We start from the raw sequence: 20,349 nt of genomic DNA, 5'->3' as shown, positions 1-20,349 counted from the left end.
ATGAAAGAACAATATTGGAAGTATTCACTCATCATCATGATTGTAGGCTTGGGAATTCTATTATTCCGCCAGGCGCAGCCTTTCATGAACGGCATCTTGGGCGCATTCACCCTCTACCTGCTATTGCGCGGCTTCTCAAACTGGCTGAAAAAGAAAATCAAGCCTTTGGCCTCTGTATGGATTATCACAATTGGAACAACCCTGTTCATCCTGATACCACTTTCACTTTTCAGCTGGGCACTGGTCAATCAGATATCTAACCTACATTTCGACACTGCCGATATCATCCGCCCCGCCCAGCAAATGATAAGCATCATCGAGGAAAAGACAGGATTTGACGTATTGTCCGAAAAAAACCTGTCATTCATCATCAGCCAAGTGTCTTCTATCGGCCATTCCATCATGACTGGGGTAAGCGACCTGATAGTAAACCTTGCCGTAGCCATCATGCTCCTGTTTTTCATGTTATGGGAAGGAGACAAAATGGAGCAATTCATTTCCGAACTGCTTCCTTTCGAAGAAAACAACAAGCGCGAAGTGCTCCAGAAAATCCAGCTCATTGTCCGCTCCAATGCCATCGGAATCCCTCTCCTAGCCATCATTCAAGGATTTATCTCATTGTTCGGCTATTTGCTTTGCCATGCACCGAACCCGGTTCTCACGGCAATGCTTACCGGTTTCGCCTCCATCGTCCCTCTGGTAGGAACGGCTCTGGTATGGGTTCCGGTCACCGCTTATTTCTTCATCATCGGCGATTGGGTACACGGACTGATACTGCTTGCCTACGGAGGCATCATCATCTCACAATGCGATAATCTCATCCGGTTCATCCTGCAAAAGAAAATGGCAAACATCCATCCGCTTATTACAATCTTCGGCGTGGTGGCAGGACTTCCCATCTTCGGCTTTATGGGCATCATTTTCGGACCGTTGCTGGTATCACTCTTCTTGCTGTTCCTCGACATGTTCCGAAAAGAATACCTTACGAACAATTGACAATGGACAACTAATAACAGATATCAGTAACTCAAGAACTCAAGAACTCAAGAACTTAAAAACTTAAAAACTTAAAAACTTAAAAACTTAAAAACTTAAAAACTTAAAAACTTAAAAACTCAAAAACTCAAAAACTCAAAAACTCAAAAACTCAAAAACTCAAAAACTTAAAAACTCATGAAACTGAGACATTATGTATGGGCAGCCTTCGCGCTTGCCACCCTGCCGGCAATGGCAGAAGAGAAAGATGGATACAAGTTCAACACCGTAGTCCAGCAAAAGACGACCCCCGTAAAAGACCAAGCAATAAGCGGTACATGCTGGTGCTTCGCCACCACCTCGTTCATCGAATCGGAACTGCTGCGCCAAGGCAAAGGAGAATATGATCTCTCAGAAATGTTCATCGTGCGCCAGAAATACCTGAATCAGATGGCCGACAACTTCCTGCGCCACGGCAAGGGTAACGTAGGGCAAGGAAGCATCACCACCAGTTGGATGACTGCATTCAACCAAGTAGGTATCGTGCCCGAAGAAGTCTATACAGGCATTAACTACGACTCACCGGTACACAACCACTCCGAACTTGCCGGATACGTGGAAGCCCTCTCTGCAGAAGCAGTCAAACAAAGCAAGAACAGCCCCCAATACCAGCAGCTTGCCAATAGCCTGTTCGATATCTACTTCGGCAAACTCCCCGAAAAATTCACGTATAAAGGCAAAGAATACACCCCTGAAAGCTTTGCAGAAAGTCTGGACATCGACACCGACGACTATATCCCGCTCACCAGCTTCACCCACAAGCCCTATTACAAAGCATTCGAAGTGGAAATCCCCGACAACTGGGAGCACCAACGCATGTACAACCTTCCTCTGGATGAACTGATAAGCACAATGAACACGGCATTGGAAAACGGATACACCCTGTGCTGGGACGGTGACGTAAGCGAACCTGGGTTCTCGTTCAACAACGGAGTGGCAATCAATCCCGACGTAGAGAATGCCGACCTGTATAAAGACAGCGACCGTGCACGCTGGGGACAACTGAGCACAAAAGACCGGCTTGCCGAAGTATTCCATTTTAAGCGTCCGTATCCGGAAGTGAACGTCACTCCCGAAATCCGCCAACAAGGCTACGAATCTGGGAAAACCACCGATGATCACCTGATGCACATCACCGGTATCGCAACCGACCAAAACGGCACCCGCTACTACATCACCAAGAACTCATGGGCAGCCGACGGGAACCGTTTCGGAGGATACCTGAACATGTCGGAAAGTTATGTCCGTGCCAAAACCATCTATATCCTGGTCCACAAAGATGCCCTCTCCCAAGAACTGAAGAAAAAGCTGGGGATATGATAACTATACCATATCATCGCCTGCCTTGGCAAAGGTGACACGGATGGTTTTATGGAACGGAATGAAGCGCGACACGATGGCTATCACCAGCGTCACGATGAACAGCCACCCCAGAATGTCCTTCAACGCCAGCAGCAGGCTTTGTTGCTGGAGCGTGGCATAAAGTGAAGAAGTCGCCATCTGTGCCGCTTCGGCATAACCGTGTCCTTGCCCTATTCCGCTGCTCAACGATTGGGAGAACCGCGATGCCGCCAGCGGGTCTGCCATCGTCAGGGTTTCCGATAACGAATGCATGTACTTTTGCTGCAGGTGGTAAAGCACGTTGCTGTAAAACGAAGTTGCCATAATCGGCGCCAGCACCGAACGGCTCAGTATCAGGAAAAAAGCATTCGAGAGCAGGAATTTCGGATTCAGGTCCTCTACCGAGAACAAGGCAAACGCGATAATCACAACCAGCATTCCCAGCCCACGGATAAACACGGGGAAAAACAGCATCTCATACGTGCTTTCCGGCGAAACCGTAAAATACAATATACCGAAAAACAGGGCAAAGCATGCCATGCCTCCGGCTATGAGGAAGCGGAAACGCCACCGTTGCCACCTGAACCACCAGAAGCAGATGAACGCCCCCAGCACATATCCCGGCAGCATCCATATATATAAAAGGTACGTACGCGCGGAATCCACTTGCAAGATGGAAGTCATATAGTTGGTGAGCAACGTGGTAGACGTGCTGAAAAACATCACCAGCATCATGTAGAGATATCCCACGATGGCTTTGGGCTGATACAAGGGAGCCAGATTGACGAAGGGCTTTTCGGCATGCGCCTGCAACCAAATGAAAAAGGCAATCAGTATGGGGCCGATAACCAGGTAGGCGCGAATCTTGAAAGAGGCCATCCAGTCGAGCATCTTCCCATAATCCGCCACGTACATCAGCATCAGCACCCCTACAGCCGCCACCAGCATTTCGCGCAGATGCAGTTCTTCGATCGGCAATCCCGTCCTGTCCTTGTCTTGCCGGAAGCAAATGATTACCGTCAGGATGCTCAGCAGCATCAGTGCCATTTCGAAATAATACATATACTTCCAGTCGTAATGGTATGCCAGTTCTGCCGTAAGCACCATCGAAAGCTGTCCGAACCCGAATACCAGCGGATAGAAATACGAGTAAAACTCGCTACGTACATCCTTCGGGCTGAAGATGAATTTCACGATACGGATGAACCACAACATCATGAACCCCTTCAGGAAGCCGATGACAAAGCTTGCCACAATCAGGATATCCGCATTCTGTGAGCGGGCGCAAATCCAGCTCAGAAAGAACTGCAGGACAAGGTCGGCAAGCAGCAAAGGCTTCGCCGGAAAGGCAGAAAGCACTTTCGGTACAATGGGATAGCCGATTGCCATCCCTGCCGATGCGGCGTAATAAGCCATCGTGATGTCCTCGGTATTCGTGCCCAGCGTATTCGACACCTCGAGCATGCTGCCCGTATAAGCGCCGTTGACCATCAATACCGGCAATATCACGATGAAAAGAGCAGCCACCGCCAGCCAGTCGGGCACCCACCTCCGCACGGGAAGTCCCAAACTCCTTACATCCATCATTTCCGCAAAGCCTCCGTCTCTACCATCATTCCGGCACGCAGATGCCGCATGTCGTCATCCGACGCGTCTTTCAAGTCGATGCGCACCGGAATGCGTTGCTGTACTTTTACGAAGTTTCCTGCCGAATTATCGGTCGGCACCAGCGAATACTTCGAGCCGGTGGCTTCCGATATGGCCGTCACCTCTCCCCGGAACACCCTGCCCGGCAAGGCATCTACCTTGATGCGTACGGGCTGGCCGATGTAAATATGCATAATCTGAGTCTCCTTGTAGTTGGCGGTCACCCACTTGTCATCCCCTCTTACCAGATACGAAATGGTCTGTCCCGCCTGCACATATTGCCCCGGTTCCAGTGTGCGCCTGCCCATATACCCGTCGTAGGGGGCTATCAGTATCGTGTACGACAGATTCAGCCTTGCCAGGTCGAGGTCTGCCTCCATGCGCAGGATGGTGGCCTCGGCGCTTACGGTCCGCTTGCTGGTTTCGGTATATTGCGACTGGGCGGCACGTTTTTGCTCCAGCAAAGCCTGATAGCGTGCTTGGGCTGCCTCGTACGATGCCTTTGCCTGCTCGAACTGCTGCTGGGGGATGGATTCTTCTTTCAATAACCGCTGGAAACGGTGATAGTCTTGTTCCAGTTGCCACAAGCGTGCCTTTGCCTCGGCAATGTTGGCGTCTTGCACCGCAATGTTGGCGTGCGAGGTTTCAATGCCCGAATGCAGGACATCTTGTGCTCCCCGTGCATCCAGCAAAGCCGCTTCGGCTTCTTTCACCCGAATCAGGTATTCGCTATTGTCCAGCACCAGCAACGTATCACCTTTGTGCACATATTGGTGTTCTCTGAAACGCACTTCCTTGATATAGCCCGATGCCCGGACATTCAACGGAGCCACATACTGGTCGATAAAGGCATCGTTGGTTACCTCATAATTGAAATAACGCCAAAAATAAGTGGCGGTCCACCATAGTCCGGAACCGGCAAGGACGATGCACACCACGTTCAATATCCGGTTCCGCATACGTAATTTCCTCAGTCTTTCTCGTTTTATTCTTAGTTCTCCCATGATTTTTCTTTTTTTAGGTACTAGGTGACTAGGGACTAGTTGACTAGATTTTACTAAATACTAGTCAGTGTCATGCTGGATTACAAACAAACTATTCAAGACCTAGTTCCTAGTACCTCGTCAACTAGTCCTTAATACCTGATCAACTTATTTCACAATCTTCCGCAGGCTCTTTCCAGTTGAAAATAAGTATAGATGACCTGCGTGCGTGCCGATGTAAGTTGCAGTTCCGCGTTCAACCTCACCGCATTGGCATCCAGCAAGTCGGTCAGTATCGCCAGCTGGTTCAGATACCGGTTCTGCATAATGCGATAGTTCTCTTCCGCCTGGTGCACGGAAAGCTTCAAGGCATCTACCTGGCGCAAAGCTTCCCGGTGGCGGAGAAATGCCGTGCGTACCGTTACGCGCACCTGTTGCTTTTTCTGTTCTTCGGCATTCAGGTTCATCTGCACGGCAAACTTGCTTTCCTTCACCCGGTGATTGTTCTTATACAATGACGAGAAGGGATAAGAGACTGACAATCCGAAATTCCACGCATTATTATACATGTCCGCCATTGTGCGCGACACGGGGCGTGCCAACGTATTCGAGGCATAAAGCGAAATGCTGGGCAAAGCTTCGGCCTTGGTCAGGCGAACCTCGTTTTTGGCTATTTCGGTCTGCTTGCGCAACAATTGCATGGCAGGGTCGTTCAGGTACGCCTCTTCTACGTAAGTGTCATACTCCTGCAATGCCACCGAACGCCGGAGCAAGGACGTATCGGGCAAAAGCATGCGGTCCTCGTCCAGTCCCAGCAGGATGTCGAGCTGTTGCGAAACCAGCGCCAGGCTGTTCTCGGTTTCGGTCAGCGACAGGCGGTCGTTCGTGAGCTGCATTTCACTGCGCAACACGTCGTTGTTCGTAATCAGGCCTTCCTTCTTCATCTGGCGGATATCTTTCAACCGAAGCTCTGATTCCTCGATGTTCCGCATCAGCACCTCGCGCTGCTTGTACAGGCTGAACAGGCTCATATACTGTTCCAGCAGTTCAAGCTTCACGTCGGCACGGTCGGAGGCGGAACGAAGTGCGGCGGCATGGGTCTGCAGGTCTGCCCTCCGAATGGCGTAGCGGATTCTTCCGCCTTCGTAAAGCGGCTGGGTAAAATCTATCGCATAGTTCTGCGACCAGTCGGGCGTGTCGGGACGCACGGCATCCGACAAACCGCGCTGGAATACCACTGGCTGCCCTACGACACCCCCGCGCAAGCCTATCTGCAAATCGGGCAGGCGCGAAGTGCGGGCGGTCTTGCCACGTTCGTATGCCATAGCCTCGTCCAAGGCATCTGCCTGAAGGCGCAAGCTATTCTCCACACCCAAGCGGAACAGTTCATCTACCGTCAGGAACAACGAGTCGGCAGGCTGGTCCTCTTTTATTCCTTCCTTTTCTGCTGCCTGCACATCTATGAAGGCAAGGGCGCAAACGCCCCAGAGCAACAGGCTAAACTTTTTCCAACACATCGCCGGTAAGTTTTAAATCAGCTGACATCGACTCTACCTTCTCCAGCCCTATGGCAACGCCGGCAGACTCGTAAATAGCATCCAGCGCAATGCTGATGCGCTTGTAAAACAAGCTCCCTTCTTCGCTCAGGAAGACCTGCTTGTTCCGGCGGTCGGAAGGGCTTTCCAGCCGGTACACATAATTCTTTTTCTCCAGATTCATTATCAGGTTCGACAATGCGGCTTTTCCTTTGGCTATGCGTTCTGCCAGCACCTGCTGGGAGATGCCTTGTTCTTCCCACAAACACCGCAATACCTGAAGCATCTCGAATGTAATCCCTGCTTCTGTCTTTTTCAGAGCCCGTTGCACAGCACGCCTGAAGGTCATCCGCGTACGAAACAACTGCAACATCAGCTCCCTGAATGCAGCACTTTCTTTTTCCATAAAAACAATCTTTATCCTTTTCGGGGCGCAAAGATACGCATTCTTCTCGAATTAGTCAAATAGTTGACTAAATAAATCAAAAGCTATTCACCACACTCTCATTAAGAACAAACAAGTCTTTCATTGACTAGAGAATCATTCTTTTTGCACATAATAATGCAGGAAACACCACTTGGGGAACTTTGTAACTCCCTTTTAACTCCCTTATTGGCATTAATAATAAATGTGCATGACTTACTTTACCAACCTGCCAAACGCACTTTATGCGTAGGAGCCGGAAATACTTTATCGATGTCATGCAGGTCTTCTTCCGTCAAGGATATGTCGAGACTTCGGGCATTCTCCTCCACATGGGCGATGCTGCTTGCTTTGGGGATAGCGATGACATTCTGTGTACGCATTACCCACGCCAGCATGATTTGTGTGGAAGTGGCATTATGCCTGCGGGCAATCTCTATCAGCGTCTTGTGGTTGCGCAACCTTCCTTCGCCCAGCGGCGTGTAGGCCATGACGAGAATACCGTGCTGCTCGCTCCACGGGATAAGGTCGTATTCGATGCCCCTGTCTTTTAGGTTGTAGAGCACCTGATTGGCGGCGCAGTCCTTTCCGTGTGGTAAAGAAAGAATATGTTCCATATCGTCCACATCCAAATTACTCATGCCCCATTGCCGGATCTTTCCTTCCTGCTGCAATTCCACCAAAGCACGGACGGTTTCGGAGAACGGATAACGCCCTATCCAATGCAGTAAGTAAAGGTCGATGTAATCCGTGCCGAGCCGCCGGAGACTCCGTTCGCAAGCCCGCTTTGTTCCCTCGTAGCTGGCATTGCTTGGCAATACCTTGCTGACGATGAACGCCTTGTTACGGCAACTGCGCACGGCTTCGCCTACGAGGTCTTCCGTGTCGTACATCTCGGCAGTATCTATTAATGTCAGCCCCAAGTCAATGCCCCGGCGCAGGGCTTGTATTTCTTCGTTGCGCCTGCGCCCCATCTGGTAGGTGCCTTGTCCGAGCGGGCAGACTTGCTGCCCGTTTCGGAAAGTAACATGTTTATCCATATCGCTCATCATTTCAGGTTCTCGCGGTAGAACGCCTCTATCCGGTCGAACGGTATCTTGTCGAAGTTGTCGTAGAGGTCTGTGTGGTTGGCGCCGGGAATGATTAGCAGTTCCTTGTTGTCGCCGGTCAGCTTCTTGTAGGTATCCTCGCTGAAGTAGCGCGAATGAGCCTTCTCCCCGTGGACAAGCAGTACGGCACTGCGGATTTCGCCTGCGTAGGACAATATCGGCATGTTCAGAAACGAGAGTGTTGAGGTCTTGTTCCATCCGCCGTTGGAGTTGAGCGAACGCTTGTGGTAGCCGCGCTCCGTCTTATAATAGGCGAAGTAGTCTTTCAAGAATTGCGGAGCATCGTCGGGCACTACATCGGGCAGACCTCCGGCAAGCTCATACGAGCCGTTGCGATAGTCTGCTGTACGCTGGGTGTTCAGCTGGCGGCGCAGTTCGTGGCGTGCGTCGGCATTGTCGGCAGCATCGAAATAGCCGTTGGCATTGACGCGGCTCATGTCGTACATGGTGGCGGCTACGGTAGCCTTGATGCGGGTATCGATGGCTGCTGCATTGACCGCCATGCCTCCCCAGCCGCAAATGCCGAGAATGCCTATCTGTTCCGGGTTCACATCCTTGCGAGTTGAGAGATAGTCCACTGCTGCACAGAAGTCCTCGGTATTGATGTCGGGTGATGCTACATAACGGGGCTGACCGCCGCTCTCGCCTGTGAACGACGGGTCGAAGGCTATTGTGAGAAAGCCGCGCTTAGCCAGTTCCTGTGCATACAGTCCCGAAGCCTGTTCCTTAACTGCTCCGAATGGACCGCAGACAGCTATGGCAGGCAGTTTGCCCGTTGCACCTTTAGGCGCATACAGGTCGGCGGCAAGCGTGATTCCATAACGGTTGTGGAACGTGATTTTACTGTGATTCACTTCGTCACTCAGAGGGAACACCTTGTCCCATTCTTGCGTTAAATTCAATTTTTCTTCCATAATGTTATTCGTATTAAGTTGATTTTCTTGTGCCATGAGGCTGCCCGTGCCGCAGAGGCAGGCGAGCAAGACCGTGCAGATTGATTTCATTGCTGTTGTTTTCATATTCTTCTGTTGTTTAGATTATCAATACCAGTCATGTTTCTCGTTCCGGTCGAGTGCGTCAATGCGTGCCATTTCTTCCGGTGTCAGTTCGAAGTCGAACACGGAGATGTTCTCTTTCTGGTGGTCGGGATTGCTCGAACCGGGGATGACCGCCACGCCGTGCTGCAAGTCCCAGCGCAAGATGACTTGTGCAGGAGACTTGCTGTGCGCTTCGGCTATCTCCTTGAGGGTTTCGTTGCTGAACATCGCCTTTGTATAGCCTCTGCCGCCGAAGGGATACCATCCTTCGATGACAATGCCGTTGCGGTGCATGTATTCACGTACTTCTTTCTCCTGATAATAGGGATGAATCTCGTTCTGCGTCATCACGGGCTTGATGCTCACTTTCGGCAGGAACTCCGTCATCTCCTTTATATAGTAGTTGGACACGCCGAGCGAGCGTATCTTGCCTTCCGCCACGGCTCGCTCCATCGCTTTGTAGGCTTCCACGTCATTGTCGCCCGGATGGTGCAGCAGCATCAAGTCCACATAGCCAATGTTAAGTCTTGCAAGAGAGGCTTCGATGGCTTCCTCCGCGTGGCCGAACTCGTTGGGATAAAGCTTGGTGCAGATGAAGAACTCCTCACGGGGCACTCCAGAGCGGCGTATCGCTTCGCCCACTTCCTCCTCGTTTCCGTAGAATGTGGCAGTATCGAACTTGCGGTAGCCTAACTTGATGGCGGAGAGTATGGCATCGATGCACTCATCTCCATGCAGGCTGTATGTTCCCAAGCCGAGTACGGGCATGGTGTAGCCGCTGCTGAGCGTAATGACAGGCGGCTTGCCGTTCTCACCCGTGATCAAGTCGAACAAGCCTTCGCCGCTTACCACGGTATCATTTGCGTTCACATCGCTGCCACCAGTAATCTCATTTTCCGTCGTCTGCTGATGCGTTCCGTCCGTACCGCAGGCGTTTGTTGACAAAGCCATGCAACACAGCATCGTGAAGAATAACAGTTTTCGTTTCATCATATCCTATCCGTTTGATTTCTTATTACGATACAAAGATACGCCGAAAAAGCTGCCGCATAATTGCTGTGAGGCTCAAATAGTATTGGTGAAAAGGTCAATTTGCAAAGTGTATATTTGTCGTAACTGCACAAAAAATCCCGCAACGCGAGGACATCGTTGCGGGATTTTTTACAGGTATAGGATTATTCGCTATAGCCCACCATCCTCATTTTCTTCTTCGTTATCGGGCACCTGCGTCTCGTCGCTTTCCTTGCCCAGCCATTCCATGAACATGATGCCTTCGTCGGCAACGAGGGCACGGGTGTAGCCGCCGCTCATGTTACGGGTACGGTCGGGCGTGAACTGCACACGCAGGCCAGTAATCTGGTCACTGCTCACTTCCTCTTTCGTAGCAACGCCGTTGCCTGCCGAAACGGTGGTGTAGCGGAACCAGCCCAGTCCTTCAAAATGCACGGCACGGCTTTCTTTCATGAAATCCGCCATAATGTTGGGCAGGGCACGGAGCACGGCGTGAGTGTCGGCGGGCGACACGGTTGATTCACGTGCGATGCGGTTGGCAAGTTCCTGCGTCTCCACAGGCTTGCCCACGGTGACGCTGCGGGGATACCACAGGTCGTTGATTGATTGATTGCTTTACTCGTTTCCAGAATATCATACAAACCTCCTTTCTTGTGTCTTTCGTCCTTCCTTATCAAACGCCTTTGCAACCGATTGACTGACAAGCGGTTGTCTTTTGTCCCCGACGAGGAGGTCGTGTGTCCCTGACGAGGAGGTCGTGTGTCCCTGACGGGAAATCGGGGTGTCTGCGGGCAGGTTGTCGCTTAGATAATTCTTGACAGAAAGGCGGGTTAAACTTAAAATTGTTTTGCCTTTACCTGTTTCGTTTCTCACCACTTCACCGGTTCATTCAGAATCACGCCATCGGTTGCGTCTTCTGCCGTGAAGGTGTTGCCCCGATACTGCACGCAGAGCATTACGAGCGGAGTTGTCCCGTTGTTGCGTACGCTGCGCTTACCGTCGGGAGACACGCGCACCACGCTGCCTTCTTCAACGGGGAACACTTGCCCGTCCACTTGGAATTCACCCTTTCCCGCAAGGAAGAAATAAAGTTCCTCATGGTTCTTGTGGGTATGGAGGAATCCCGTTTCCGTTCCCGGCTGGAACATCTGGAAGGAGAACTCACTGCCCGTTGCCTGAAGTGCCGCACCTCCGAACACCTTTCCCGGAATCTTCACTTCGGGCGAAAGTTCTATCACATAGTCACTCAGTTCACTCAGTTTGCCAACGCTTATTGCGTTGAAGTTTTTGGCTGCTGCCACATTCTTAATTGCTTTCATTTCTGTAATTTTTTTATAAGGTTTATAATTTGATGGTTTCCCCATCTTCCGGGATAAGCAGGCGAGACATATCGACACCGTGGTGCAGTGCCTCGTTGCGCAGGATGGCGCGAGTGGTCTGCCCGTGGTCGGTGGCATCCATGTGGACGGCTATCAGCTTGATGTGTACAGGCAGTTCATCAAGCATTTGCATTACCTCGGCTTCATCGGGGATGATGCAGCCGTCCACCTTGGAGAACTCCGGAAAGACCGCTCCACCGCTATTCACCACGATATAGTCGGGCTTGAACCGTTCTACCGTTTCGCGGATGCAGTCTTCCCATTTGCAATCGCCCATGATATAAACCGTAGGACAGCCCTCTGCCGTCAGCACATAGCCCGACACAGGTCCCATCATCTCGCCAATCTTGCCGAAACCGTGATGGCCGCTCACACGATGGATGGCCATATCCTCTACTGTCGTCTTGTCTTCGATTACCTCCACCCGGGTAAAGCCGTCCTGCTCCACCGTCGCCTTGTCTTGCGGCTGAACATAATAACGGATGTCTTTAGGCAGATGTTGTTTCACGGTTTCATCGTAGTGGTCGGGATGAATATGAGTCTGCAACACCATGTCCAGCCCTTCGGTTATTTCACTGACGGGCATGGTCAGATGTACACGTGGAGTCTTATACACGCCGATTGCCGACTGCATGCTTCCCTTATCAGCAAAGAACGGGTCGACAAGGATGTTATGCCCTGCATAATTGATTCTTAAGGTGGCATTGCGCACCAATCGGATAGTTGTTGTTTCCATTATCTTCTATGTTTTAATGTTTACGGTTGCAAAGTTCGGCAGAATCTTCCCGCACCTCTATGCCCAAAACAGGGGAATAAATGCCATTTTGATAAAGGAATATATTACCTTTGTGGAAATTTCAAGCGTATGAAAGAGATAATCAACCCCGAACGACTGGTCAGCGTGCCGTTCAGCAAGACGGATTGCGGCGTGGATTTCTACATCAACACCGCCACGAACAAGGACATCGGCTCCGTACTGACCGAATACAAACGGTTCAAGACGGACTTCTTCAGTTTCTATTTTCTTCGGAAGGCAAACGGTTTCCTGTTGCTGAACTTCCGCAAGATAGAGCTGCATGACGGTATGGTGTTGCTCCTCTCGCCCCACCAACAACAGGAATGGCATGTGGACGAAGCGGCATTGGACTATACGTTCCTCATTTTCCGTGAGGACTTCATGCGCACATTCATTGCCGACAAGTTCTTTGTCTATCGCTTGCTCTACTATTACCAGACCGATACGCCGCCCTACCTGTATGCCTCGCCCGAAGAATTGGCGGAATACATGCGCTTGCTCGCGAAGATAAAGCGGGAATTGCTGCATCCCGTGGCGGATACGTACAACCTCATCGTCTCCGTGCTCTATTACCTGCTGCTGATTATCAACCGGGCATACGCTGCCGCATACCGCCTGCCCGTAGAAATCGCGAAGAACAATTACGCCTTCCAATTCAAGGACTTGCTGGAACAGCACATCCGCACCATGCAGCGAGTGCAGGAGTATGCCGACAAGCTTCACATCAGCCGCATCACGCTGAATACTTCGGTCATGGCGCAGTTTGGCGTATCAGCCGCCCATTTGCTGAAACAACGTCTGTTGGAAGAACTGAAGAACGAGCTGCTCTTCTCCAACCGCACCGTCAGCGAACTGGCGGACGATTTCCATTTCTCCGACCCCAGCCACCTGATGCGCTTCTTCAAACAGCAGACGGGGAAGACGTTCACGCAATATCTACAGGATTATAAGAATGGTATTTATGAATAAAATATATGGTACTCATGCCCAAGATTCTGAACGCAAAGACCGTCCACGACTACAACGCCTACGTCGGGCACGCTGACCAGCATCCGTTGGTCAGCGTCATCGACTATGCCGCGCTGCCGCCCATACGCCACAGCCGCACCCGTTTCTCCGTCTATGCCCTCTTTCTGCGCGATGATTGCTTGGAGGATTTGACTTACGGATGCAGCAAGTACGATTATCGGGAGGGAACGCTTATTTGTGTGTCGCCGGGACAGATAGGCGGTGTGGAAGACAACGGCGAGGTGTTCCGCATCGAGGGTTGGGCGTTGCTGTTTTCGCCCGAACTGCTGCACGGCACGCCGCTTGCCGCACGGATGAAAGAGTTTACCTTCTTTGCCTATCAGGTGAACGAAGCCCTGCACATGACCGCCGAGGAACGGGCTACCCTCATCGCCCTGATGAAGCAGATACAGGAAGAATTATGCAGGCATCCCGATGTGCACCAACGGACTATCCTTGTCGCCTACATCGAGTTGATACTCAACTTCTGCCTGCGCTTCTACGAACGCCAGTTCGCCACACGGAAATCGAGCAATCACGATGTGTTGGCACGTTTCGAGACGTTGCTGCATCAGGGCAAACGCATCTAATCTGTCAATATTTTCAGCAAATAATCATTGTCCCATCCGGCTTTGAGCCTTTTTCCCCTGACTCCGACTTTGGCAGACTTCTCGTTCTTAAGCAGATTCAATGCGATTCTATTAATCAACGAAAAGTTTTGCGCTGCGTTTCCAGCCCTCTTCCTGCTATGGTCCTCATTGAAAGCGACATCCAACACCCAATGAAGGGAGTTCTCGACTCCCCAATGGGAACGGACAGACCTGTTTATCAGGTCCGCATCCGCCTCAAGACTGCTAATATACAGTCTGGTCTCCTTCAATGTCGCCTGTCGGCATTTGTCGTAACGTTCCGTCTCTATCTTTATCAAGGAGCGCAGGTTTTTCCATTCTTCCCTGTGTTCTATCAGTGACAAGTCGCTGATGACGGAACATCGTCTTGTCTCAACCCGCCCATGGCCGCAGTCGGTATCTTCTGAAACGGACACGGCGGGCAGAAAACGGAAGCTGTCCTTCACCTGCTCTTGAAGGCTGCCTTGATTCCCTTTTACGGCAATCAGGTAGTTCGCCTCCTTTTCAACGATTGCGGACACGATGTCTTTCTGACAGCCCATTGCGTCAATGGTCACGATGCATCCCTTGACGACAAGCAAATCCAACAGCTTGGGAATGGCGGTTATCTCGTTGCTTTTCTCGTCCACCTTCAACTGCCCGAGCACGATATGATTCGCCGAGGCCCATGCGCTGACCATGTGGACGATGCTTTTGGAGCCGTGCTCACGAGTGCCGCGCATGCTTTTCCCGTCAATGCTGACCACTTCATTGTCTGTCAGTTCTGCAACGGAACGGGTCCACGACAGGAAAGAGGATTCCAACTCTTCGGGATTGAGGGCGGAGAACACGCGGTTGAACGTGTCATGAGAGGGGATGCCTTCAGGCAAGCGGAGAAAGGTGCGGAGCCATCCTTCCTTGGCTTTGCCAAAATTCTCCATGTCATTCCAGCTTTCCGCCCCGCAGATTACGGACGCTATGGCTATGAACAGGATATCTTCCAACATATGGGCTTTAGTACGGTCAACACGAGGATCGGTCAACTCTGAAAAGAATGGTAAAGGACTTGTCATCGTTTTTTGCTTTCAAAGATAGCAATGTTTAATCTTTATGCAAAATTTAGATGCGTTTGCCCTGGTTGCTGCATGATTATTAGAGTTTATGTAATTTAGATTTGTTATATATCGCGCATACGCGTACCTTTGCAACATGAATTACCACGACCATAAAGACAACAGCAAAAGTTTCCGTGCCTTGACGGGAGTTAGCCATGAACAGTTTTGTGCGCTTCTCCCTTATTTCGAGGCTGCGCATGAGGACTATTTGTCCGAGTATGAAATGACCGGGGAACGCCGTAGCGGAAAACGCCGCAGTCCTTCCATCTACAAGAACAGCCCCCTTCCCAGCATATCCGACCGCCTGTTCTTCATTTTGGTTTATTTGAAAAACAACCCGTTGCAGGAATATCATGCGGCCTGTTTCGGAATGAACCAGAAGCACTGCAACATATTCATCCATTGCCTGACTAAAATCCTTCGTCTGTCCCTTAAAGCGAAAGGTCTTGTCCCCGCAGAAACCGACAAGGAGCTTGCCGAACGGCTGGCGGAACTTTCCAAGGAGGGGGACAAGCCGGTGCTTCTTCATGACGGGACGGAACGGGAGATTCCCCGTCCGGCAGACCGGGACATGCAAAAGGAGCGTTACAGCGGCAAGAAAAAACGGCACACGGTCAAGAACGCCGTCATTGTAACGATGGCTTGTCTGGTCATATTTGTCAGTCAGACCGTTTCGGGCAAGACCCACGACAAGAAGATGGCTGACACAATGTATTCTTTTCCTGTGCCTTGCACCTTGTATCAAGATACGGGATACCAAGGCTATGAGCCTGAGGGGGTGGAAATCATACAGCCGGTCAAGAAGCCCAAAGGGAAAGAGCTTTCCAGGCAGGACAAGGAATACAACAAGAAAGTTTCCGCCATCAGGGTGCGTATAGAACATGTCATAGGAAGCGCGAAAGTCATGCGCATCGTCAAAGACGAGTGCAGGCTCAGGGCAAACAACTTTGTAGAAAACATCTTTTCCACATGTATGGCACTGCATAATCTCAGAATTAAAATCAACCCTTGGAACTATCATAACTAATTTATTCAAGTTTCGCAAGTTCAACTTGCAGCTTTTAATCTATAAATGTCGCAAATATGTTTCATATCTTCCTCCCTGTTGATGATAGCCTGATAGATATCTTCATCAGTCAATCCGAAGAGTTCCGCAACCGCAATGACCAGTTCTTGCATGACGCCCCATATCCTTTCCGCAACGGACAGTTCCAAAGAATCCTTGGTTACGTCTTCAAAGAGCTTTCCCATGGTCTCGTAGGCTGCAAACCTCTTCACTAAGGAAAGGATGTTGTATTGCAAAGCCGTCAGGGATGTCGCCGCGATTTGCGAGGCGAAGTTGCCGGCCTGGCATTTGCCCAGCCCCAACAGCCCCTTCGCTTCCTTGAACACGACTTCCAAAGACCACCTTTGGGCATAAATCCGGTACGCTTCAAGGAACTCAAGCCGTATGTCCGTGGTCATCAGGCCGTTCCATGCGCCCCGTTTGCTTCTCCTGACAAAGTACAGGCGTACCTTGGTATCCGCAAAGGTCACGTCCGCCACGATGTAATAGCAACGCAGTCTCCTGCTGTACTTCCGCCTGCCTTGCCTGTTAAGGTGCCTGATCAAGGCCGGCGCGGTATAAGGCTTCCCGTCCAGACAGTATTTTGTCCTGCTGTTTTCTCCCACCTTGATCATGCCCAGGTAATCGCACCTGACGTGGCGGGAGCGGATGAACCGGATGACATCCTTGCAGGCGAACCAGCTGTCTGCCAGCACATACCTGAACCTGACCCCTTTGCGGATGGCGCGTCTTATCATGGCAATCATCAGGTCGGTTTTCTTTGCCGTGTATTCACCGATACGCTCCTGCAAGGCGTCGCCGCTGTCACGTCCTTTGGTGAAACGTCTTGCGAGCTCTTCATCGGACATCCCGAACTTTCCATCCTTTCCTTTTTCACCCAGCAGTGCAAAATCCAGAAGCATTTGGGTTGTCCCGTCCGTGACGGCAAGGAACAATGCCTTGAAACCGAGGATGCACCTGTGATGGACATGGGAAAACACCCTGCCGATGTTCTCCATGCGCCGTCCCGTCTTGGGATAGTCCGTGTCATCGACTATCAGACAGACCGTGCCTTCCTTGCGCCCGGAGCGGAGTCTGATCTTCGACCAAAGCTGGAGGGTGAGGTGATAGACGGACTTCCGCCAGTTTATCTTGGGATTACTCATGAAACGGTAGAACACGTCTTTCTTGCATCCCAGCAAGCCGCTTAAGGAAGACCCGGTGAAACGATAAGGGTTACGGACCATGAAACACGGGTACAACAGCAAAGCCTGGAACACCTGCAACAACGGATACACATTGTTGCACTTGCTCTTCATGCCGAACAAGGTGGATTCATTCATTCTTAACCATTTGATAACGTCCAGTATGGAATACATTGGCTTCTCATCTGACTCTCAAAAGCCAGTATATCTTACTTTGCCGATGAAGATATACTTCATCAGTCAACGCAGTATATCTTCATTGGCAGTTGAAGTATATCTTCTTTCAGAAACCTGTTTTTTTTCATTCACTTGTGCAATGTTTTGGCACTTCCCCACCCTAACTTTGCACAAGTAAACAATAACCAAAGATGATTATATGGAAACATTCAGAAAGAAAATCCAGCAAATGACCGGTTGGTCAGACACTGTGGTCAATGCCATTCAATGTGAAGCCGAAGCACGTATCTACATCGGTGCAGGACTGAAAGAAACAACTGTCAACGGAAAACCAGCCTTAATCCAACCCCGGATAGACCCAAACTATCAGATGCCGGAATGGTGGATAAAGGAACATGGGGAAAAGTGGCGCGGATGGACAAACAGCGACTTAATGGGCGAAGGTTATCCTCCACACGATGAAAACGGAGACCCATACGAGCTGCACCATATCGGGCAACTGACCGATTCGCCTCTTGCCGAACTGACCTGGTCGCAACACCGGGAAGGGGAAAACTATGCGGTGCTGCATACTACCGAAGACTACTCGGACATTGACCGCAGAGCATTCGAGAAAGAGAAAGCTGCACACTGGAGAGCAAGATATCAAGCAAATATGTGACAATGGAAAGAAAACAACATACATTTCCGGGTGAAGAGCTGGACGAACGGGAACGGGTGTGGCGTTTTGCCGACTATGCGGCAGGAGCCTGCGTATCGCTGTTGGAAGGATTCATGCGTCACGCACAAATCCCCGACCAATTGAAACCTACGTATGAAGAAGCCGCATTTGCCTTGCACTACATACTCGACAACCAACAGGAAGAGGAAAATATAAATCTGGAAACCTGTGCCCGTGTCTTGTTCGGGTTACATCATTTTGCCATCTGCCTGCCTTTTCTCAATGCCGAATACATAGCTGTAGACGATGAAGACTATGCTCAAACGAACCGACTGATAGCCAAGCGGATACTCCCTGTGCTGAAAGACTTTGCAGCACACACCCAGTGTCCACCCAGCTACTTTAACCGCATCTACACAGACATCAAAGACCAGTGTGCCCACTGGGATGCCACCCTGCAAGAGATGATATTTGCTTTCGAGTATTTGACCGAACCTGCCAAGTACCATAACGAAAGAGACATCAAACGGATGCAGACAGGACTACACCTATTTGCCGAATACTTACAAGAAATGTATAATTGAACCCCATGCGAAAAAGGAACACGCACATGAAATACAGAGACGGGTATTTATGCGGATACGATGACCTGACCCAGCTGCCGGTAGACATACTGGAAGACATCATCATCCGCATCTACCAAGATGGTTTGCACTGCACTTGGAAATCTGGGACAGGGAAGATACGGAAGAAAGATGTTATTCGGACGAAGAGTGCGATTTATGGGGAGTGCTTTGCGGAGAAGAGTGCAGATATACTCCTTTTTGGGGTGTGATGAGAGACCATGTCTACGTCAACGAAAAAGAACCGGAAGACAATAGTCAGCCCCAACAACGCCTGTACAATCCCATCTTGGAAGACAGATTAAAAGAAAAACAAGCAAACGGGTTGGGAAAAGACTTCTGCTACATGAAAGAAACATACAAGCTTTCGTGGCAGGACATGATGCAGATTTCACGCTTCAACCTGACCGTCAAGATGTATTACGATTAAATTAAACGACCAAAAACCATGACAAAAGACCTGTTTGACAAATATATATGGCTGGTAGATACTATCTACCGTGCCGGAAGAATCACTCTCGAAGAAATCAACAAACGGTGGATGCGTACCCAGTTAAGTGAAGGGACCAGCCTGCCACACCGCACGTTCCACAACTGGCGCAACGCTATCGAGCAAGTATTCGACATCAACATCGAATGTGACCGCACGGCCGGTTATTATTACTACATCGAGAATGCTGATGACATGGAAAAAGGAGGCATACGCAACTGGCTGCTCAACACGTTTGCCGTAAACAACCTCATCAATGAAAGCCATCACTTGAAGCGTCGCATCTTATTCGAAAACATACCGTCAGGCAGGCAATTCCTGACTCCCATTATCGAAGCAATGCGCGACGGACTGGAAGTGAACATGCTGCATCAAAGTTATTGGCGCGACACCCCCACTCTATACACCGTACAGCCCTATTGCATCAAAGTGTTCAGGCAACGCTGGTATGTCGTAGGCTTTTGCAAAGAGCGTAACGCCCTGCGCACGTTTTCGTTAGACCGGATACACCAGCTGACTACTTCAGACATACATTTCACTTACCCAAAAACTTTCGATCCGGAAGGATACTTTGCCGATTGTTTCGGCATCATTGTAGACGATGAGGATGTCGAGACTGTACGGATAAAAGTATCTGCCACACACCGGCAATACGTGCGTGCCCTGCCACTACATTCCTCCCAAACAGAAGTAGAGACAACGGATGAATACTCCATTTTCGAATACCGTATCAAACCGACTTTCGATTTCAAACAAGAAATCCTTTCGAGAGGAACCGACATGGAAGTCCTTACTCCCGAATACTTCAGAAAAGATATTGCAGACACCATTCGGGAGATGTCTGCCCATTACCTATAATCCCAAAACTTTGTCATCTGTATTCGAAACAGGAGGACGATAAAAAGAAAATTTGAATCTAACCCGATTATGAAACAGAAATTTTACCATAAATAATATAAATCAGAAGTTAAACGTAAAATGAATGTCCGCATTTAGCCGGCAAAAAGTAAAAAAGGAGTTATTTCTAGGAGTTAGAAGCTGTTTTGAATTTCTCCAAAAAGTTTTTCTTGGCTTGATGTATTCGTTTTCGTGTGTGCTTTGGGCGATTTTTTGGTCCTTT

21 protein-coding genes and 1 pseudogene are annotated in these 20,349 nt (G+C 50.1%); 10 read left to right on the top strand and 12 right to left on the bottom strand.

Annotated elements, in window-relative coordinates; all coding sequences use genetic code 11:
- Positions 1-996, top strand: a complete 996-nt coding sequence (locus B5G04_RS06395; protein WP_022040419.1) for an AI-2E family transporter — start codon at positions 1-3, stop codon at positions 994-996.
- Between the two features lie 177 nt (positions 997-1,173).
- Entirely contained in the window at positions 1,174-2,355 is a 1,182-nt protein-coding gene (locus tag B5G04_RS06390; RefSeq protein ID WP_022040418.1) for a C1 family peptidase, read from the top strand.
- Between the two features lie 3 nt (positions 2,356-2,358).
- On the opposite strand, the gene B5G04_RS06385 is transcribed toward B5G04_RS06390, so the two are convergent.
- From B5G04_RS06385 to B5G04_RS06340, 10 genes are all read right to left on the bottom strand, one after another.
- Positions 2,359-3,963, bottom strand: a complete 1,605-nt coding sequence (locus tag B5G04_RS06385; RefSeq protein ID WP_013618926.1) for an MFS transporter — start codon at positions 3,961-3,963, stop codon at positions 2,359-2,361.
- Positions 3,960-5,030, bottom strand: coding sequence for an HlyD family secretion protein (locus tag B5G04_RS06380; RefSeq protein WP_162609948.1), 1,071 nt, complete (start codon positions 5,028-5,030; stop codon positions 3,960-3,962). Before B5G04_RS06380 ends, B5G04_RS06385 begins: the two co-directional genes overlap by 4 nt.
- A 149-nt stretch (positions 5,031-5,179) precedes the next feature.
- Entirely contained in the window at positions 5,180-6,523 is a 1,344-nt protein-coding gene (locus tag B5G04_RS06375) for a TolC family protein (protein WP_143270435.1), read from the bottom strand.
- Positions 6,504-6,947 carry a MarR family transcriptional regulator gene (locus B5G04_RS06370; protein ID WP_087249798.1) on the bottom strand — a complete coding sequence of 148 codons (444 nt, stop codon included), beginning with the start codon at positions 6,945-6,947 and terminating at the stop codon, positions 6,504-6,506. Before B5G04_RS06370 ends, B5G04_RS06375 begins: the two co-directional genes overlap by 20 nt.
- Before the next feature lie 239 nt (positions 6,948-7,186).
- On the bottom strand, positions 7,187-8,005 hold the full coding sequence (locus tag B5G04_RS06365) for an aldo/keto reductase (protein ID WP_204246999.1): 819 nt from the start codon (positions 8,003-8,005) through the stop codon (positions 7,187-7,189).
- 8 nt (positions 8,006-8,013) lie between these two features.
- The gene (locus B5G04_RS06360) at positions 8,014-9,093 is read right to left on the bottom strand and encodes an alpha/beta hydrolase (protein WP_087396355.1); all 1,080 of its coding nucleotides are present in this window, start codon (positions 9,091-9,093) and stop codon (positions 8,014-8,016) included.
- Between the two features lie 21 nt (positions 9,094-9,114).
- Positions 9,115-10,104: an aldo/keto reductase gene (locus B5G04_RS06355; protein ID WP_087396352.1), complete on the bottom strand. Its 990-nt coding sequence runs from the start codon at positions 10,102-10,104 to the stop codon at positions 9,115-9,117.
- Positions 10,105-10,293: 189 nt separating this feature from the next.
- On the bottom strand, positions 10,294-10,680 hold the full coding sequence (locus tag B5G04_RS06350) for an HU family DNA-binding protein (protein WP_239414041.1): 387 nt from the start codon (positions 10,678-10,680) through the stop codon (positions 10,294-10,296).
- 311 nt (positions 10,681-10,991) lie between these two features.
- Positions 10,992-11,441: a cupin domain-containing protein gene (locus tag B5G04_RS06345; RefSeq protein WP_087249765.1), complete on the bottom strand. Its 450-nt coding sequence runs from the start codon at positions 11,439-11,441 to the stop codon at positions 10,992-10,994.
- A gap of 22 nt (positions 11,442-11,463) precedes the next feature.
- A complete protein-coding gene (locus B5G04_RS06340) occupies positions 11,464-12,240 on the bottom strand; it encodes an MBL fold metallo-hydrolase (protein ID WP_087396350.1) in 777 nt (258 codons plus the stop codon).
- Positions 12,241-12,366: 126 nt separating this feature from the next.
- Here B5G04_RS06340 and B5G04_RS06335 point away from each other — a divergent pair, with 126 nt between their 5' ends.
- The gene (locus B5G04_RS06335) at positions 12,367-13,266 is read left to right on the top strand and encodes an AraC family transcriptional regulator (RefSeq protein ID WP_087396348.1); all 900 of its coding nucleotides are present in this window, start codon (positions 12,367-12,369) and stop codon (positions 13,264-13,266) included.
- A 14-nt stretch (positions 13,267-13,280) separates the two neighbouring features.
- The gene (locus B5G04_RS06330; protein ID WP_143270434.1) at positions 13,281-13,895 is read left to right on the top strand and encodes a hypothetical protein; all 615 of its coding nucleotides are present in this window, start codon (positions 13,281-13,283) and stop codon (positions 13,893-13,895) included.
- Here B5G04_RS06330 and B5G04_RS06325 read toward each other — a convergent pair.
- Positions 13,892-14,986: an ISAs1 family transposase gene (locus B5G04_RS06325; protein WP_087396241.1), complete on the bottom strand. Its 1,095-nt coding sequence runs from the start codon at positions 14,984-14,986 to the stop codon at positions 13,892-13,894. The two genes, B5G04_RS06330 and B5G04_RS06325, sit on opposite strands and share 4 nt — an antisense overlap.
- A 136-nt stretch (positions 14,987-15,122) precedes the next feature.
- Here B5G04_RS06325 and B5G04_RS06320 point away from each other — a divergent pair, with 136 nt between their 5' ends.
- Positions 15,123-16,055 (top strand): transposase family protein, encoded by a 933-nt coding sequence (locus B5G04_RS06320; protein WP_087395870.1) that lies wholly within the window; start codon positions 15,123-15,125, stop codon positions 16,053-16,055.
- A 20-nt stretch (positions 16,056-16,075) separates the two neighbouring features.
- On the opposite strand, the pseudogene B5G04_RS06315 reads toward B5G04_RS06320, so the two are convergent.
- Positions 16,076-17,452, bottom strand: a pseudogene (locus tag B5G04_RS06315) (transposase); the annotation flags it as partial.
- 202 nt (positions 17,453-17,654) lie between these two features.
- Here B5G04_RS06315 and B5G04_RS06310 point away from each other — a divergent pair.
- From B5G04_RS06310 to B5G04_RS06290, 5 genes are read left to right on the top strand one after another with little or no spacing between them, the layout of a single operon-like run.
- The gene (locus tag B5G04_RS06310) at positions 17,655-18,116 is read left to right on the top strand and encodes an HNH/ENDO VII family nuclease (RefSeq protein WP_087396344.1); all 462 of its coding nucleotides are present in this window, start codon (positions 17,655-17,657) and stop codon (positions 18,114-18,116) included.
- 2 nt (positions 18,117-18,118) lie between these two features.
- Positions 18,119-18,700 carry a hypothetical protein gene (locus B5G04_RS06305; RefSeq protein WP_087396342.1) on the top strand — a complete coding sequence of 194 codons (582 nt, stop codon included), beginning with the start codon at positions 18,119-18,121 and terminating at the stop codon, positions 18,698-18,700.
- A gap of 26 nt (positions 18,701-18,726) precedes the next feature.
- Positions 18,727-18,951, top strand: coding sequence for a hypothetical protein (locus tag B5G04_RS06300; protein ID WP_087396340.1), 225 nt, complete (start codon positions 18,727-18,729; stop codon positions 18,949-18,951).
- Positions 18,951-19,169, top strand: coding sequence for a hypothetical protein (locus B5G04_RS06295; RefSeq protein ID WP_022040807.1), 219 nt, complete (start codon positions 18,951-18,953; stop codon positions 19,167-19,169). Before B5G04_RS06300 ends, B5G04_RS06295 begins: the two co-directional genes overlap by 1 nt.
- A gap of 18 nt (positions 19,170-19,187) precedes the next feature.
- Positions 19,188-20,087 carry a WYL domain-containing protein gene (locus B5G04_RS06290; RefSeq protein WP_087396338.1) on the top strand — a complete coding sequence of 300 codons (900 nt, stop codon included), beginning with the start codon at positions 19,188-19,190 and terminating at the stop codon, positions 20,085-20,087.
- The last annotated feature ends 262 nt before the right edge of the window (positions 20,088-20,349 follow it).

This window comes from Bacteroides sp. An51A (assembly GCF_002161565.1).
In the GTDB taxonomy this organism is placed as follows: Bacteria; Bacteroidota; Bacteroidia; order Bacteroidales; family Bacteroidaceae; genus Phocaeicola; species Phocaeicola intestinalis.
Note: the sequence above shows the minus strand (reverse complement) of the source record. Positions and strands in the feature narration are given on the sequence as shown.